Annotated in this window: 10 protein-coding genes; 4 read left to right on the forward strand and 6 right to left on the reverse strand. The window is 59.5% G+C overall.

What is annotated here, in order from left to right; all coding sequences use genetic code 11:
* Window positions 1-6 precede the first annotated feature (6 nt).
* The 4 genes from ACX3OW_RS17745 (at window position 7) to ACX3OW_RS17760 (ending at window position 11,896) form a co-directional block, all read left to right on the forward strand.
* The gene (locus ACX3OW_RS17745) at window positions 7-4,974 is read left to right on the forward strand and encodes a DEAD/DEAH box helicase (protein WP_459097127.1); all 4,968 of its coding nucleotides are present in this window, start codon (window positions 7-9) and stop codon (window positions 4,972-4,974) included.
* On the forward strand, window positions 4,964-8,455 hold the full coding sequence (locus ACX3OW_RS17750) for a hypothetical protein (protein WP_459097128.1): 3,492 nt from the start codon (window positions 4,964-4,966) through the stop codon (window positions 8,453-8,455). The genes ACX3OW_RS17745 and ACX3OW_RS17750 overlap by 11 nt, the downstream gene beginning before the upstream one ends.
* Entirely contained in the window at window positions 8,446-10,809 is a 2,364-nt protein-coding gene (locus ACX3OW_RS17755; RefSeq protein ID WP_459097129.1) for a hypothetical protein, read from the forward strand. Before ACX3OW_RS17750 ends, ACX3OW_RS17755 begins: the two co-directional genes overlap by 10 nt.
* 538 nt (window positions 10,810-11,347) lie before the next feature.
* The gene (locus ACX3OW_RS17760; protein ID WP_459097130.1) at window positions 11,348-11,896 is read left to right on the forward strand and encodes a hypothetical protein; all 549 of its coding nucleotides are present in this window, start codon (window positions 11,348-11,350) and stop codon (window positions 11,894-11,896) included.
* A gap of 324 nt (window positions 11,897-12,220) precedes the next feature.
* Here ACX3OW_RS17760 and ACX3OW_RS17765 read toward each other — a convergent pair whose 3' ends face one another.
* From ACX3OW_RS17765 to dusB, 6 genes are all read right to left on the reverse strand, one after another.
* Window positions 12,221-12,967 (reverse strand): hypothetical protein, encoded by a 747-nt coding sequence (locus ACX3OW_RS17765; protein ID WP_459097131.1) that lies wholly within the window; start codon window positions 12,965-12,967, stop codon window positions 12,221-12,223.
* A gap of 34 nt (window positions 12,968-13,001) precedes the next feature.
* A complete protein-coding gene (locus ACX3OW_RS17770; RefSeq protein WP_459097132.1) occupies window positions 13,002-13,466 on the reverse strand; it encodes a hypothetical protein in 465 nt (154 codons plus the stop codon).
* Window positions 13,467-13,469: 3 nt separating this feature from the next.
* Window positions 13,470-13,697, reverse strand: a complete 228-nt coding sequence (locus ACX3OW_RS17775) for a hypothetical protein (protein WP_459097133.1) — start codon at window positions 13,695-13,697, stop codon at window positions 13,470-13,472.
* Between the two features lie 680 nt (window positions 13,698-14,377).
* Window positions 14,378-15,823, reverse strand: a complete 1,446-nt coding sequence (ntrC, locus tag ACX3OW_RS17780; RefSeq protein WP_459097134.1) for a nitrogen regulation protein NR(I) — start codon at window positions 15,821-15,823, stop codon at window positions 14,378-14,380.
* Window positions 15,820-16,959 (reverse strand): two-component system sensor histidine kinase NtrB, encoded by a 1,140-nt coding sequence (locus tag ACX3OW_RS17785; RefSeq protein ID WP_459097135.1) that lies wholly within the window; start codon window positions 16,957-16,959, stop codon window positions 15,820-15,822. The genes ntrC and ACX3OW_RS17785 overlap by 4 nt, the downstream gene beginning before the upstream one ends.
* Window positions 16,956-17,918: a tRNA dihydrouridine synthase DusB gene (gene dusB, locus ACX3OW_RS17790; RefSeq protein WP_459097136.1), complete on the reverse strand. Its 963-nt coding sequence runs from the start codon at window positions 17,916-17,918 to the stop codon at window positions 16,956-16,958. Before dusB ends, ACX3OW_RS17785 begins: the two co-directional genes overlap by 4 nt.
* Window positions 17,919-18,067: the final 149 nt, after the last annotated feature.

Here is an 18,067-nt window from a genome sequence, read left to right on the forward strand (position 1 = left end):
TCCACCATGACGACTTTGAATCCCAATGACTTCCGTGACCAGTTGAATGCCACACTCACGCGATTTGTGGGGACTTCCTCACCCATCAACGGGATACGGACGCCTCGATTGGCCGCGGAGGTTCGCAACAAGATAGGCGAGTTGCAGTTCGTCAAGGGCCCGTACGTCGAGACTCTCCCCGATTTCCAGAAGGGGAAGAGCTTGGCGGACCTTTGCGCTGAAGGTGTGCTCCAACCTCAATGGCGGGCATTCGCCGACAATGCACCGAGCGTTTGGGCCCGGAAGCTTCATGCCCACCAAGATGAAGCCATTCGACGCTCCGATAATTACCTCGTCGCCACTGGTACAGGATCTGGCAAGACCGAGAGCTTTCTCTATCCCCTCATCGATGACATTTTGGCGCAAGGGGACCTGAGCAGGCCTGGCGTGCGAGCCATACTGGTTTATCCACTTAACGCCCTCGCAAATGATCAGCTGAGTCGAATTGCAAAGTTGCTTTTCAGCGATCTGGGCGATCCAGGTATTACGCTGGGGAGGTATACTGGGCAGGTCAAGTCGCGTGCGACACGGGCTGAGGAAGTCACTCGCCTTCGGACAAGTTCAAGCTTTGTCGAGTCGTTCGGCGAGGAAGCGGATGTACCAGACAACTGGCTGCTGTCGCGTTCAGAGATGCGTGCTAGCCCGCCACATATATTGATCACGAACTACGCAATGCTCGAGCACATCCTCCTGCTCCCAACGAATCGACAGCTCCTAATGGGGGCGCAGTTGCGGCGGGTGGTGCTTGATGAGATCCACACCTATGCCGGTGCTCAAGCGATCGAGGTCGCTTTTCTTCTACGACGCTTGAAGGAGCACCTAAACCTTCAAGATGGACATCTGCGGTGTGTAGGTACGTCAGCCTCGCTCGACCCAAAGAGAAAAGAAGAACTGGCCGATTTTGCGTCGCGACTCTTTGGTGAGGACTTCGATGGGGAGCGCTCGGTCATCACTAGTGCAAGGATGCCTCATCCGAGCCTGGTCTCGACTACTGCACGCAGTAGCGTGTCTCCCAGCCAGTGGGTTCGGGCGGGTCGCCTCGTAGAAGCTGCTAGGGAAGCAACTCAAAACGACACTCCGATGTCTGTCCAGGATTGGAATTTCGAGGCCGATTTACTCTCGCTTCCTGAACTGAAGCTCGAGGATGCACCTTCGATAGGCGATGCGCTGATAAAAAGGCTTGCCGGGCTGGAGGAAACCCACTCGCTGGCCCAGCGGCTTGAAGGCGGAGCCATAGCCATTGAGGCGCTGGCCGCTGAGTTGTTTCCGCTTGCCGGCGAAGAGGCAGTGCAGGCATTGATCGGTTTGATCTCGGTAGGTGTACTGGCGGTTAGCTCAGACTCCTCCGTCTTTCCATTGTTGCCCGCTCGTTACCATCTGATCTCGCGAGCTCCAGACCGAACCGGAATAACGCTGCAATGCGGCGCTCCGGACAATCTCGGCGAGGTCGTTGTTGGCGCCGAGAAAGGGAGCGACGACAGGCCAGCATATGAACTCTTCGTCTGCCGGAACTGCGGTGAGCCGTACATTGAAGCATGGGATACGGGCATTGCATTGGAACCCAGTTCAAGCACGGGTATCCGCAAGCTCCTACGCCTAGTCCCAGGGCAAAATACCGTGGAGGAAGAAGACGACAGCGACTTGGCGAACCAGACGTTACACGTCTACATCGACCCCAAGACCGGGCGGCCAGTGAATCAAGGCGACCTTGGCGCGGTAACTCTCGAAGTGGCTGAGCTAGACGTCGATCCCGACGATGGATCTAGACATCTGCCCCGTTGCGTAGCCTGCAACCATCGATCGTCCAGATTCAGCGAGCCTGTGACCAAAGTTCGCCCCGGTGATGAGGCGATTGCCGCTGTGGCGGCACAGGCGCTCCTAGAGGCCATGGCGGCGCGAGAAAAAGGTACTAACCCGCCAATGGGTGGTCGGAACCTGCTGGTGTTCTCGGACAATCGCCAAGATGCGGCGTTCTTTGCCCCGTTCTTTGAGCGAACATCCCGCGAACAGGCCGTGAGAAGTGCGATACTCCGCGCCTTGAGCGGCGGAAAGATGGATATCGACAATCTAGTGGGCGCCGTCCTTCGCGAGCTTCGGGCGGACGGCCTTCGCCTTTACAGGCCCGGCGTCGTTCCGGAGCTAGAGACGGGGTCCAACGAGCTCCTGCGACTTAAAGCGCTGATTATTGCGGAGCTTACGGTTTTCGGGCGAGGGAGGTTAAGTCTTGAAGGCTTTGGGTTGATTGGCGTCGACTACAGTGAAATTCAACGGCCCACGCTTGCTGTCGAACGCACCCTGCCCGAGGCTCTCAAGTCCGACGCTGAAGCCTTTGTTCGCTATCTCCTGAAGGTCATTCGCGAGCATAGGGCCGTTGCAGAGCGAGAATCGGGAATGATCGACCTGGTGGATGAGTCGATCTGGACCAGAATTTCAGCACAGCAGAACCGATGCGTTACCTTGGAGCGAAATCCGAACACGCATCTCCCGATGAACCTGATCCCGGCTGCCGGACGGCCCAACCGGTTTACTTCGCTGTTGGGTCGGATGGCAGGGGCAGTGGGAGTGGTTATCGATGACAACCAAATCCGTGATGTACTAACGGGATTTTGGAAGGCTATGGAGAGTACGCGATCCATGACCGCGAAGCACGGGGTGGGTCGCGGTCTGAAGTTCGACCGAAACCTCTACGTTGTACCTGGCACCGAAGTCACCCTGTACCAATGCCTATCATGCGGCAGTCGCACACAGTTCGACACTGCCGGCGTGTGCCAATCCATGAAGTGTACTGGCCACCTACGTCAGATTACAGCCGAGGAGCGGCGCGACATGGCGTCGCAAAACCACTATGTCGCGCGATATCTCGAGCATCCAAGGATGGGCATAGCACGGGAGCATACCGCTGCCATCGCGGGCGACGTCCGCACCGACATCGAAGAGCTTTTCAAAGCCGGTGAAGTCAACCTCTTGTCGTGTACCACCACGATGGAAATGGGTGTCGACCTCGGGGATCTAGAGAGCGTGCTTTGCAAGAACGTTCCACCATCGATCGCTAACTACCAGCAGCGAGCCGGGCGTGCAGGTCGCCGGGCACAAGTCGCTCCCATCGTGCTAACGACGGCCCGCTCGGGACGATACGATCGCGCCGTCTTCGAGGGTTTTCGTGAGTACCTGGATACCCAGCCGATTATTCCATACCTCAGCCTGGACAATGCCGGTTTTTTCCGCAGGCATCAGCTCTCCATGCTCCTGTCGCGTTTCTTGGAGCACAGGCTCGCGACATATGGTCGACCTGGATCACCCCGCCTACGTGACGTATTCGCCGAAGCGTTGACCCGCGAAGCAAGAGAGGCCTTTCAAGAGGATTTCGAAGCCTGGTTGGCCGGTGCCAGTGCCGACTGTCAGAAAGCCGCGAACCTGAGCCAGCGGCTGCCAACTCACATACAGGGGATTGGACTGGGTTCAGACGACTTGGCGGACCTGATGCGAACTCGCATGCGTGGACTGTGCGATGCAGTGTGGGGTCGCTGGGGGCTTATGCAAGAAGCCATTGACGATCTGGAGACACAGCGCGCTGCCTTGGACAAGGTTGCGGCCGACCAGTTCCAAAAGATCGATCGATCCCTTGTAGCCTTGCGCACGCAGCAACGACTTTATCTGAACCAGTTCCTAGTAGACCAACTGTCACGGCGAGCGGTCATTCCAACCTACTCGTTTCCTGTGCACTCGGTTTCCCTCGAGGTACTCAATACCGCGGGTCAGTCCGCGGATTCGGCCCTGCTTGAGTTGGATCGAGACGGTTCCATCGGAATATCCGAGTACGCCCCGGGTGCAGAAATCGTGGCTGGTGGCAGAGTCTGGACCAGTGACGGGATATCAAAGCGGTCGAAATTCACCGGGGACGATGCGTTTATCGAGCGAGCTCAATACAGAGTTTGTGATGCATGCCATTTTCCTCAGATAACCGTGCAGGGGCAAACTGTCGGAACAACCTGTCAGCAGTGCGGTTGGACCTTTAGCAAGGCCAATCGAACACGTGATTTCATCAGACCTCTTGGCTTTCTCACATCTGTAGTCGACGGACAGGGGCGCGATCCCGGTGCGAGCCGGATTCGACCAACGGTGTCAGATGAAGCCCTCCTGCTAACCGAGGCGCCTTGGTCGAAGTACGCTCCTACCGACGTCCCCAGTATTCTTACCTTCCATGCGCCAGGATCCAACCGACCAGACCACGAACTGGGGCGCATCATAAACGTGAATAGAGGGCGACATGGTGGTGGCTTCGCCTGGTGCCACCATTGCGAGCACGCAGAGCCGGTGCATGCATTTGGGCCGGAGCGAGCTTGGCAGCAACGATCGACGCTACCAAACCATAGCAATCCCAGAAGCGGCCAGTCGTGCCGGTTTGATCCAACCAAGCCCATCTTTCCGATCGATTTGGCGCATGTTTTCGAGACAGACGTACGCTGTCTGTTGTTTCAAGGCTTTCCTCGCAGTCCATCCGGGGACGCCATTGTCCCGGACGCCAAACTGGATCGTACTCTCCAAGAAGCGTTGCGACTTGGTGCCGCCGACCTTCTTGAAACCGACCCTCGTGACATAAGGGCGCTCACTCAAAGGTTGAGTGGCTTCCTTGTGGTGGTCCTATACGATTCAGTCTCGGGTGGCGCTGGGTACGCTACACGCCTGACGAGCGACAGCGGCTACCACGCCAGGGATCTGCTGCTTGCAGCGAGGCGTGTGTTGGCGTGCTCAAACCCCGACTGCGTGTCTAGCTGCACACATTGCCTGAACGATTACTCTAACCAGCGGCATTGGCCGGAATTCGAGCGGCGACCAGCCCTCGCTTGGATCGAGTCAATCTTGATAGAAGCGGGAGTGGAAATTGATCCGCAGTGGGATCAACCAGCACGCGGAGGCGCAACCGATGCTGCCTGAATTCCCGGGAACGGCTACCAGTGACACGGAAATGGCAACCCAGCGGTCTGCCGATGCTAAGACGGTGTGCACGCTAATGTCTGGCTGGAAGCCAGATGAGACACTGCAACTCGAAGCCGTTCACCGGTTTCCTGTCCTTGAAATATCGCCTGACGCAGTGGAGTTTTTTGCCCGCAGCGGGCACTTCTCGGTTCGAGATCTGCGCTTTCTGGTCACGGAGTTCGGGTTTCAAGTAGACTTCCGCGACACGCCGGGTGTTTACAGGGAAGTCCTACTTCGCGCCCAAGAGGCACCCTGGGTATTGCCGGTCCTGGAAGTGGCCGTTGGCGGCAATCGATCGGGGCAGCGATCGAGTGGTCCAGGCAAACTGCCTCTGGTCTTGAGCAAGCTCCCACTGTCTAAGCTTCGGCTCAAGTCGCACCCGGATTTCCATGAGCGCTTGTTTCAGCTTCATGATTCCCCGGCCCCCGTTGACTTGGCTGTTGCGGCCTTTTGCGAGTATGCGCTTGCGTCCTACGAGTATCGCGTGCGGGCAGATGGCCTTAGGTCGGTCACCGAGGCCGCCGTAGCGCTTCTCAAGGAAGCCTCTCTTTCAATGCCTCAGGAACACAATCCTTCGCCTTCGAGTGACGCCATTTCGTTGCTTGAACACCGCGGAAAGCAGGATTTCCAGCCATCCGCCGAGCTTATGCAACAGCTGGTGAACACCCTCCAGAGGCTTGCCTCCAACCTCGATACAGAGGCGGGGGCTGATAATTTCAAGTTAATCTCCGAGCTTGCGGACCTGGGGATGGAAATAGCTGAGCATCTTCCAGCGCAGCGACATGAGACTCTTTTCGCGCAACTGCAGACCTTCGGGATTCCACACTCGACTGACACCGTTAGTGAAGACGGGCTTGCTGCCTTTGCCGAACTGCTGGATCTCGGCCTAGCAGATAGCCTGGTGAGGATGACCAGTGCTGCTGGCGCGTTGGAGCAGATGGTGTTCGACCTTCGTGAGAAGATCAACGTCGCGACACAAGAAGATGATTTCGCCACCGTCGCCAGCGTTGCGCCAGAGGCAAACAAGGCAAAATCTAATCTCTCTGACCAGACCGCGGCGCGCGATCGAGTATTTGAGCTTCTGGCAGTTCTAATTTCGAATGGATGTGAAGACGTCCCGGCGGTATCTCGTGAGCTAGTCGGCTTGTTGGAACAAACACCGGTCACAATTGCGATACCTGACACCGCTGTTTCGGAGGTGTCAGTCGATGATGAACATGCCCCTCCTGGAGACGAGGACGAGGCGATTGCCGGTGCTCCCGATGAGGAGGCTGACATCGACTTGATGGAGCCGGCTCAAGAGGACGAAGCTGCTGAAGGGCCGCTTGAAACCAAGTCAGCCCGCTCTTGGCACCCGGAAGTCGATTATGTGACGACCGCTGCGAACGATGAACAGGAGCCCGCGCCCGAATTGGCGGCGCTGCCTTCGACAGTAACCAGCCAAACTCTGGTTGATCTTTTAGGTCGCGACCTTATCGGGATCGCAGCCGACGTAGCTGAGACACTTGAAGGCCAGGGGGCAAGCTGGGACATTTCGGCTGTCGCTCTCAAGGCTGGCGCAGCCAGTCGGATGGCTCGACTTGATTATGGTGCCGACACCTCCAAGTTCGAGGCCATTGCGAACCGCGCCATAGCCGACGATCTGGATGATTTGAGTTCGGTGCTTGTCTTGGGGGCGCTGGTTCGTCCCGCTATCTTGTCCGCCAATCTTCGCAATAGCTTGCAGGGGTTGTGCCGAGGCGTGCTTGGACAGCATCTTCAGCAGGTAGCCGAAGCTATATCGAATCTCGACTACGCCTTTCCTCCGAGCTCGGATGTGCTGGCTCAGATGTTTGGAAGCCAACGCCCTCCCCAGCGTCAGCGGTTCGTTGAACAGTTGAATGCCTGGAGAGCGGCGTTCGTGCGAAAGACGTCAAGGTGGCCCTTCGCAACCGCTTTCATGCATGAAGTCGCGTCCGAGTATGGATTGGTGGGAAAGGCGATAAATGCGATAAATGCCGGAGACGGAAAAGCCCTTTCACTCGCCAAGACGGCAATTAGTGAACTTGGCTCGCCCTCGTTGATAGACGCGCAGTCGGTCAATTTCGCCAACAGCACTGGACGCAGTGTTGCGCGCCTTCACGCAAAGGGGATCGACTACCTGTACCGCCAGTTCGACGAGCCCAGGGGCCTGCTTATGGGCTGGGTTGGTGCGGTAGAAGGCGAGAAGTCACACGACCAGCTTTCTGAAACGCGTATCAGGTCCACGGTCGGGAACCTGCAATCCAGACTTGATCGCGCGGTCCAAGGCCTCGTGCAAGAGGAAACGAGCGGTCTAGACATCCTTACCCAGGGCGTTTCCGCATGGATACGTCGACAGCTTCTTGAAGCACGGAAAGCTCTGGATGGAGCCGATAGCGGTACGTTCGCAACACTGGACGAAGCGTTATCTGCAGAAAGAGACCTGCTTCCGGCTGATGTCCGGGATGCCCTTGAAAGCGGAGAAAACCGTTTCGAGCTGCTTGTTGCCGCGCTTAACGATGACGCTGTGCTGGCGCCGGATCAGGCGCTGTCCCGCGCTTGTGGCGAGGCTGCTTTCGACACAGCCTATCGACTGGCGGAGCGATTCAAGATCGATGCCACCGAAAAAATTCGCGAGAGCATCGCTACGTTTACCGGACACTGGGCAGAAGAGATCGAACGGCGTCAGGCACGGATGCGGTCAATTTCCAAGGTCGACTACAAGCATCAGGACACGCTCGCTCGACAGCTCGAATGGTGTAGCATTACCCTTGACCGGCTTGCTGCCACAGGTACTGGCACCGAGGTGCATGACCTAGCTGAGGTGCCGCGCCAGCTTGCTTCGCTCGACGCCGTTGTTGGGCAGATTGACGCCAACATCCGAAATGACCAGCGGGCTCGCATTTCCGAATATAGGAATGACCGGAACTTCGAGGAAGCCACAGAACTCGCTGATGCCCTCGACCATCTGACCATCGAGGCGGTTGAGGACAGGATCGCTCAACTTCGAGACGGGCGATCGGCAGCGTCATTCGAGACCGATCTAAGCGGAGTAATCGGGGAATTCGCGCCCGAGTTCCTGGCTTTTGCGGGGTCGTCGGACTGGCCTAGATCATATGTTGCCTTTGCAGCCCAAATTGAGCGGCCCGGCCACCTTTTCGTCGATGAAGACAGACGACCTGCGGGCCTGTCGTTCGTGAAGATCTATCACGACATCGTGGCGTCGCTGGCCATGCGCACTCCTTTGGGAGCTGCAATCAAGCAGCTCTTCGAGGAGCTCAACTTTGAGAACGTTAAGCTGCATGACCTGCGTCCTGTAGGCCGTACAGCTCTATGGCATGGCACCCTTTCGGGCATCATTCGGTCGGGTCGCATCGATGGCTTGTTTGTCCCGCCTCCTTCGGCTCTCAGGCTACCGCAGGATATAGATTGGTCCTGACCGGACCCGGCGTGCTTCCTGAAGCGGTTGCCAGCATACTGACACCTGAAATGCCAGCCATACTTATCATGGCGGGGGTCATTGATCCGTCCAGACGCCGGGATCTTGCGGAGCGACTTCGTTCGAACGCCATACCAGCGTTGGTAATCGACGAAGCACTTGTGACTTTCGCCGCGACGCGCCGGCACACCAGGCTGCGTACCATCTTCGAGTGCGGGTTGCCCTATGGACGGGTTGATCCATACACCACCGATGCGGGTGCATTGCCTCCCGAGATGTTCTTCGGGCGCGAGGCAGAGATCCGTCAGATCATGTCGAAAACGGCAGATGGCTGCCTCGTTTATGGAGGACGCCAGCTCGGCAAATCTGCGCTACTCGGTCATGTGGAGCGCACTGAGAATGCGCCAGAGAAGGACCAGCATGTCGTTAGGAGAGACGTAAAGTCGCTGGGCAATTCAGAAAAGACCTCCCAGGTCTGGACCCACCTGTCCCAGATGCTGCCGGAGGTTGTTCAGTCAACTAGCCGGACCCCGGAGGCAGTATCGGGGGACATCCAGCGCTGGCTCAGTCTCAAACCGCACGGACGCATCGTTTGCATGTTCGACGAGGCGGATCACTTCATGGATGCCGACACTAGAGCCGACTACCCCGAGCTCAGCAAACTCAAGGAACTCATGGAGGACAGCGGGCGTGCGTTCAAGGTTGTTTTCGCGGGGCTCCACAATGTCCAGCGCATGTTCCGCCAGCCGAATTCGCCCCTGGCTCACCTCGGAAGCCCGATTTGCATCGGACCGTTGAATCGAACGGAAGACGATAAGCGAGCCGCCCATCACCTCGTTGTCTACCCGATGAGGGCAGCAGGCTTCCGGTTCGAGAGCCACGAAGCTGTGGAAGAGATCTTGGCTTGGGCAAATTACTACCCTTCCCTTGTTCAGGAGTACATGAAGGGGCTTCTTTGGACGTTGCACGGCGCGGGCAGCGGGAAAGCCTATAGATTACCGGCGGGCGTGCCCTTGTGGCCAATCGCAAGCGATACACTGTTTGCCCATCGCGGTTTTCAGCACATCGAAAGCCGCGTAAGAGAAAAATTCCACCTCACTCTCAATCTGGATCCTCGTTACGCGCTGGTCGCCTACACTCTTGGCCGTTTGAACGCGGAAGGCAGGGAGCATGAGGCGCGAGTTGTGGGCCTCCGTCCAGAGGAGCTGCTGGAAGAGGCAAGCTACTTCTGGCCCACCGCCTCAGAAGTACCATCCCTGGCCGCATTTACCGCGTTGTTGGAGGAACTCTTCGACCTCGGTATTCTCGGGCGGGTACCTATCCCGGACACCACGCGCTTCCGCTATTTGCTCGGCTCGCGGCAGGTCGCATCGATGCTTGGGTCCCCTGATGACATCTATCATGCGTTGGCCGATATCGAAGGCAAAGATCCCGCGGTTGGGTACGACCGCTCGATTTACCGTCGGCGGTATGCGTCATCCAGATCAAGCAATGAAACGTGCTACTCTCCCCTGACTGACCTGCAAATCGAACGCATAGTCCGACCAGAGGCCAACCCCATCCAGATTGTCTGTGGACTCGAACTACTTGGATTGAACAAGGTCGGCACCTCACTGGCCAGAATATCTGAGCTCGGCCAGTTGCCAGGGGCACCTAGCGAGAATCTACGAACCCGATCCGTGACAAATATCAAGGAGCTGCGGAACCTGGTGGACGCTGCGAGACCTGGTTCGACCTATTCGACGCTTGTCGCCTTCACTCCCTCCGAGGCGAAAATGGCGGGTGACGTCATAAATTGGGCAGAGCGCCAACCTTCCATTTTGGCAGGCCACATCCGTTTGCTTGTCACTCTCGACGCCAGCGACCCTGAGTTGCGTGGCATCGCCAACCGTCGACATGATCAAACCCAGTACCTTGTCGCTTGGGGAGCGGAGATGGTCCGCGTGCATCTGCACAATATCGAAGAACTCCGCCTCGATACCCCACCACTGCGCTTGGCGATTTTAACTGCGGCTGGCGGGGTGCCGTCCGAGACGATTAAGCTCGTCGACGAGATGCGTATTGCCGATAGTGCATCGGGAGTAGCGGCAAACTGGGAATTTTCGGTTCGTATTCCTTCGTCTGTTCTGAATGGCTCTCTGGGTAAGTCGCTCGGCGTAGTAGAGTTGTCCGAGGGCGGCGAGGCGGAGGCGGAGGCGGTTAACGCGATAATGCGCGAACATACGGGCTGTGATCTGACCGACATAGGGCCTGACCTGCTGGCAACGGGGTTGATATCCAGTTGGATCGAAAAAACCGGCAGTATGCGCATGTCGGCACTCGGCCACTTGGTTCGCCAGAAAGTAGGTCAGTAACAAATTTCGCGGACAGCATCGGAGGCGGAATCCGAACTGTCAACAAAACAGTGGCCCGCGGCGCTGTCGGGTGAGCGCGGTTGCATGTGTCGGTTTGATTACTCGGACACGTGTATGCACCTGTGCGCGATGGAAAATAGGCGATTATCATGGGATTGGTGAAACTTGCGACAACGCTGGCAATAGCCATCGGCATCGCAGCGTGCTCGGCTTTCGGCGAGCGATATGCCGCCGAGGTCGGCTACCAACAGGGTAGCGAACCGCTGCCATGGATCGCAACAACCAGTACTACGCTGAAGGCCGGGCCACCAGTTGGGCATGCCTGAAGAAGAGCTTCTGCGGCGGCTACGAGAGCCGGCACCGATGAACGGCAACCCTTTGCGGGGATACCGTTAGCATTCTCGGAAACAACTGCGCTTGGGGGCGACCCGATGCTCGAGGTCGCTATGTTTGACTCAAAGACAGCGCTTTTCGACATCAAAAGCGGGGACTCTGCGCCACCTTTAAGTATGTAGTGCAGTGACCGAAGGGATATGAAATGGACAGTTACCCCGATCATGTGGCGCCATTGCGCGATAGCGGCGGCTGGCAGAGCGAGGCCTTTCTCGATTGGTGGGACCGGGTCGGCAAGGCGACCTTCGGTGCTGTTCCTGAAGATATCGTCGAGCATTGGATACACGAGCACTGGGGCGGATCACCGTTCGGCTCCTTGAGGTCGAGCGACTATACCTACAGCGAAGTCTCCTGGAATGGCCGGGAATGGGGACAGGTGGTATCGAGCTGGGACGACTTCAGCAACACGAGAGAGAGGTCGATCCTCAAGGGAGAGGAGCTCGCCCTCATGCATCGGAAAGAGCTCCGGCTCTGCGAGTTCATGGTGGCAGCGGGCAAGTGGCCTGTGCATCCGGTCGTGCTGGACAACCGCGGGAACTCGCTGCCCTTCCATCCTGAGAACGGCTTCCCCCTACCCTCGACCTTCATCCTCATCGAAGGCCATACCCGGTTCAACCTGGCCGCCTATCTCGCTTCAGTCGGCAACCTGGTCGAACCGATGACGTTCTGGATGATGACCCCGAGAGGCAATTAGCGCCGTTTGTCTAAAAGGCATTGTCACCCAATGCATTCTATCGACCCCAAATTACCCCTAATAGAACAGCCCTCGGGTGCCACTTGCACGGCGACAGCGCAACACTCGTCATTGCCCTGACCGAATTCGGAGCAATCTATGGATGCCGTTTTGGCGTCACACCCAGCTCGAAAAGCAGCGCTCGGCAAGTCTGCTCACCTTCATCCGCGCATTCCGCCTCCCGGCGCCGAATTGCGCTGCAGCCCCCTTCCCGACGGCAGGCTAAAATCGTCGCTGTCGGGACCAAGCAGGATGGTGCTTAAACTCACCGGACGCGTTCTATCGTCATTCCCGCAGTCGGTCCCGTGGGACCGTCTTGAGGTGCGCGTTCAAGCCCATGAAGGCCATCTCGATGGCCACACAGGCTTCGCCCAGCGCCTGGTATACCTGGTTGTCGACCAGGTCCACGACAATCATCCAGCGGCTTAGGTGCATTGCCGCCAACACCCCAAACCGGGTGAGGTCGTAGGTGAGGCCTATTAGACGCGTCTCATCCACGAACGGTCCGATATGGACAGCGCCTTCCGGGGCTATAAGCCCGACCGCTTCCGAGTTCGGGTGTGTGCCGTAGCGAGAGTAGAACGTGTAGGGCGCCTGCCGGGCACCCCGGTCGACGCCATCGATCGCGTTCAGCAGGTCCCGGACTTGCCCCGGCTTGTATTCCTTCAAGCCGGCTTCCTGGCCGAGTGCTATCCACTTCGGCAGATGCTCCGGGGCCCGGCTGAACAAGTCGAGCAGATAGGCGCACTCCACGATGTCCCGGATCATGATGCCGGCAGGTTGGAAGAAGCCCTGCAGGATCAACTCGTCGGCGGCGCCTATGCTGTTGAGGACCCGGATACCGAGAACCTGCTGTGCGACCAACTCCCGTTCGGCCTGGCCGTCGTCGTGCCGCGGCGTAAGCGTCACTGCGGCTGCGGCGGCGAATAGGTCAATGGCAACAGTGCAGAGGCGCATGCACTCCAGCTGCCAAGGGTCACCATCCCTCAACGCGGCCATCTCCGCCTGGATGGCCGTCGCGCTTACCAGCATCTCGACGATGCCTCCCGCATCCGGTTGGTCATTGCTATGCTGCGTTGACGGCGATCTCGAGGAGGATCTGCTTATCGACCCCTGCCCCAAGCACGACCTGCCACTTCGTGAATCCGACACCACCCTCGTTGGCGGCAGGGAGGTTCACGATCAGAGGGACCGCTCGCGTACGACCGAACGAGCGCTCTGTCTTCGCGTAAATACTTAGCGAGGTGTCCACCCTGATGACCGCACCCAGCGGCTTGCCGTAGCCGGGATCGAACGCCGTCGTTTCGTCGACCTCGATCCGCACGTTGGGAACGATGAGCCCGGACCAATTCTCGGCCCCCGCAGCCGGGAAGTAGCTGAACTGAAATTGGTCACTCAGGAACACAACGGTCGGAGCATCGTCGAGAATCCCCACTATCGCGGCCGCCTCATGCTTGCTGCGCGGAAGGATGAGGCTCCTCAAGGGCGCCGAATGGAACGTACCAACGGTGAACTCTTCTGGCGCCAGCATGGATTACCACCTCTCCTGGAGCGGACTGACGAGGTTCTCCCAGTAGAGTTCCGCACCGCCCTCCGGGGACAGCTTCCTGTCGCCCTGGTCGCCGTAGTGCATCATGCCCATGGTCTTGAGGTAGATCGCCTGGTCGTCGGCATCCACGTTGAGGGACTCGTTGATCGTGTTGCCGGCGGTCGTGTGGCCCTGGACGTAGTTGATGCCCCGCCCAAAGCTGTCACCGCCCATGTAGATGGTGGCCTTGGCGACGTCCTTTCCGTCCCGGTAGACTGTGGCGAAGAAGCGGTTGGCGTCGACCCGCCGGAATACCCCCTCGATGCCCGGGTTGCGTTCCGCAAGCTCTGCCAGCGAGTTCGTCGACTGGACGGCCGCTAATGCAGCTCATGAGTATGCCGAAGCGCTATTCTATGTGGCGCTGGACCGTTCATCACTAACCGGCAAACACGACAGCTTCAGCCAAGGACTTGCGGAAGCCAGTTATGGCCTTGCGTGGCCGCCGACTCCCTAAAATTGTCGGTTGCAACCGCGCATCCATTTTTGGCCGCGGGGGGGTGTTTCGTTCGCGGAATTTGCGCCGGTAAATTGCAGTGCCCTTCGGTAAGACCTTCTCGGAACGGCAGCTTTCGGGAAGTCGTCGAAGGGTCTTGGATGACTGCAATGGGCGCAAACCTGACAAGGCGCGGTTCGTGATCGAGCGGCGTACGAATGCCCATATTCGAGGTAGGATATATTGGGCTTACAGGATGCGGTTCATTGATTCAGCCGCTGTTTAATTGCGAATACCGCGCGCATACGTGATGACAGTCAGCGCCAGTGGCGCGTTTTCAGGCGATCAGGCCCGAAGAGCTACGCTCGCAGGGCCCAGACGCAGGCCAAATGCGATCTCAACAAAGCTGTGAGGGGCCAGATTACCCGCCCCGCCGGCTCTGCTTCACGATCTCGATGCTATGCATGCGGATCTTCTTGCGCAGCGTATTGCGGTTCAGCCCGAGCAGCTCGGCCGCCTTGATCTGGTTACCGCCGCAGGCATTGATCGCCATGGCGATCAGCGGCGCCTCCACCCGGTCGATGACCCGCTGATACAGCCCCGGCGGCGGCAGGTTGGGCTCATATTCGCGCAGCAGCTGGCCGACATGGGTTTCCACCGCCATGGCCACATCCATCGGGCCAGCTAATGCGACCGCCTGTGGGCGTTCGGTGATGTTCAGCTCGTTCTGCACGATCTCGGCCGAAATCGATTCGTCGGCATAAAGCGCCGACAGCCGCCGCACCAGATTCTCCAGCTCGCGGACATTGCCGGGCCAGGAGTAGTTCTGCATCAGCCGGATGGCTTCCGGCGAAATGGTCTTGACCGGCTCGCCATCACGCTGCGCCGTCTTGAGGAAATGCGCCGCCAGATCGCCGACATCGTCGACCCGCTCGCGCAGCGGCGGCAGGCGGATCGGCACCACATTGAGGCGGTAGTACAAATCTTCGCGGAACAGCCCCTGCCGGATCATCTGGCTGAGATCGCGATGCGTGGCGGCGACGATGCGGACATTGGTCTTGATGGCATTGCGCCCGCCGACCATGGTGTATTCGCCCTCTTGCAGCACGCGCAGCAGGCGGGTCTGGGCATCCATCGGCATATCGCCGATTTCATCAAGAAACAGCGTGCCGCCCTCGGCCTGCTCGAAGCGGCCCGACGAGCGGCTATTGGCCCCGGTAAAGGCCCCCTTCTCATGGCCGAACAATTCAGCCTCGATCAGGTCGCGGGGAATGGCCGCCATATTGATGGCCACGAACGGTCCGTTGCGGCGCTTGCCGAAGTCATGCAGCGCCCGCGCCACCAGTTCCTTGCCGGTGCCGCTCTCGCCGGTGATGGTCACCGTCAGGTCGGTCTGCATCAGCCGCGCCAGTGCCCGGTAAATATCCTGCATGGCGGTCGAGCGGCCGACCAGCGGCATGGTTTCGCCCGGCTCCTCGACCCGGCGTTCACCCGCCGGCTTGCGCGCATCGGCCAGCGCCCGCGCCACCACCGACAACACCTCGGCGATGTCGAAGGGCTTGGGCAGATATTCATACGCCCCCACCTCCGACGCCCGGATAGCGGTCATGAAAGTGTTCTGCGCGCTCATCACGATCATCGGCAGGTCGGGGCGGAGCTTCTTGATCTTGGGCATCACCTCGAAGGCATTGCCGTCGGGCATGGCGACGTCGGTGATCAGCACATCCCCCTCGCCCCGGCTGACCCAGTTCCACATGGTGGACATGTTGCCGGTGGGGCGAACCTCGTAGCCGGCGCGGGTCAGGGCCTGATTGAGCACCATGCGGATCGCGGCGTCATCATCGGCGAGCAGGACAATCTGGCTCATGTCGCCCTTTCTTCTTCATCAGGCAGTTGGAAGGCCGCGCTCGCCACCGGCAGCAAAATGCGGAATCGGGTCCGGCCGGGCCGGCTTTCGCAGTCGATGACCCCGCCATGGTCACCAACGATCTTGGCCACCAAAGCCAGCCCCAGGCCGGAGCCGTTGACCTTGGTGGTAACGAACGGGTCGAACAGGAATGCCAGCAGGTCCGCCGGGATGCCGGGGCCGTTATCCTCGATGACGATTTCGAGCGGCAGCGAGACCCGTTCCGCCGCGCCCATCACGCTGACGCGGATGCCGGGGCGGAAAGCCGTGGTGAACCTGATCTCTGGTTTCTGTGTCCGTTCAAGGGCTTCCGAGGCGTTCTTCACCAAATTCAGGAACACCTGAATGAGCTGGTCGCGATTGCCATAGACCGGCGGCAGCGACGGATCATATTCCTCGGAAAAGACGATACCGCGCGCCACGCCATTGCGGGCCAGCAGCTTCACCCGATCGAGCACCACGTGAATATTGATCGGCTCGCGCTCCATCGGGCGCTCGTCGCCAAACACTTCCACCCGGTCGATCAGATGAACGATCCGGTCGGTTTCCTCGCGGATCAGCCGGGCCAGCGGGATTTCCTCGCTGGTGACGGTCTGCTCCAACAGCTGCGCCGCGCCGCGAATGCCTGAGAGCGGGTTCTTGATTTCATGCGCCAGCATCGACGCCAGCCCGGTCACCGAACGCGCCGCGCCACGCGACACCATCTGTCGGTCGATCTTGTCAGCCATGGTGCGCTCCTGGATCAGCAGCGCCACGCGACCGTCAATGTCCGACAGCGGACTGGCATAGACGTCGGTCACCCGCTCTTCGCCAAAACGGGACGAGCCGATGCGCACCCGATATTCGGTCATCGGCGCCCGCCGTGCCGCCACGGTTTCCACCAGCCCAATGATCGGCGAGTCATACGCGATCAAATCGTCCAGTCGCTGCCGCGTCAGCACGCTGAGCGACGCGCCGAAAAACCCCTCGGCGGCATAATTGACGAACACCACCTGCCGCGTCTCGTCGCAGACCATGATCGGCTGCGGCAGCGCCTGCAGCACGCCCATGGCGGGAATAGGTTCGACGGCGGCAGTCACGGTCTCAAGCGCGCTCATGCCGCTGCTTCCTGCTCGGGGGCGAAAATGGCGCCAATCATGCGCAGCACCTCCGCCGGCGTTTCATTGTTCAGCAGCTCGTTGCGTACCGGCTTGTCCACCACGATGCCGGCGGCTTCCAGATACCAGCCCAGATGCTTGCGTGCCGCCCGCAGACCCACGGCAACGCCATATTCCACCAGGATGTCCTCATAATGCTCGCTGACCAGCGCCACCAGCGCCGCGCCCTGCGGCGCCTCGGGTCCGGTCTGGTCCTGCAGCCCTGCCCCGATCTGCGCCACCGCCCAGGGCCGCCCCTGCGCGCCCCGACCCAGCATCACCGCCGCCGCCCCGGATTGCTCCAGCGCCTCGCGCGCCGTCGCCAGATCGATGATGTCGCCATTGACGACCACGGGAACATCCACCGCTTCAACCACCCGGCGCACCAGCTCCCAGCGGGCCGTGCCCTTATAGAATTGCTGCCGGGTGCGGCCATGCACGGTGATCATCTGCACCCCGGCCTCGACGGCCCGCCGCGCCATCTCCGGCGCATTGAGGCTCTTGTCGTCCCAGCCCAGCCGCATTTTCACCGTCACCGGCAGTGGCGTGGCGCTGACCACGGCATCGATCAGCGTCATGGCATGGTCAGGCACCCGCATCAGCGCCGAGCCGGCATAGCCGCTGGTGACCCGCTTGGCCGGGCAGCCGAAATTGATGTCGATGATGTCGGCGCCCGCATCATGGGCAATCTTGGCGCCGCGGGTCATCCACTCGGCTTCGCAGCCGGCCAGTTGCACCATATGCGGCAGCGTGCCGGGCTTGCCCAGCTTGCGGGCCATTTCGTGGTTGCCCACGGCCAGTGCATTGCTGGCGATCATTTCGGACACCACCATGCCGGCGCCAAAGCGCTCGGCCAATTTGCGGAACGGCCGGTCGGTGATTCCGGCCATGGGCGCGAGGAAAGCATTGTTGCGAACCACATGGCTCCCGATGCTTAACTTACAGGCACCCTTTGACACGAATTGCCTCGGAAATGGTCATCTTGGAAGGTCTGCCTGCACAGTAGTCAAATCGTCTGGCGGCGCAATATGTTATCTGCGGCCTGCGACGGTTCGGCAGCCCTGCACTT

The sequence above is a fragment of the Devosia sp. A449 genome (genome assembly GCF_054489375.1).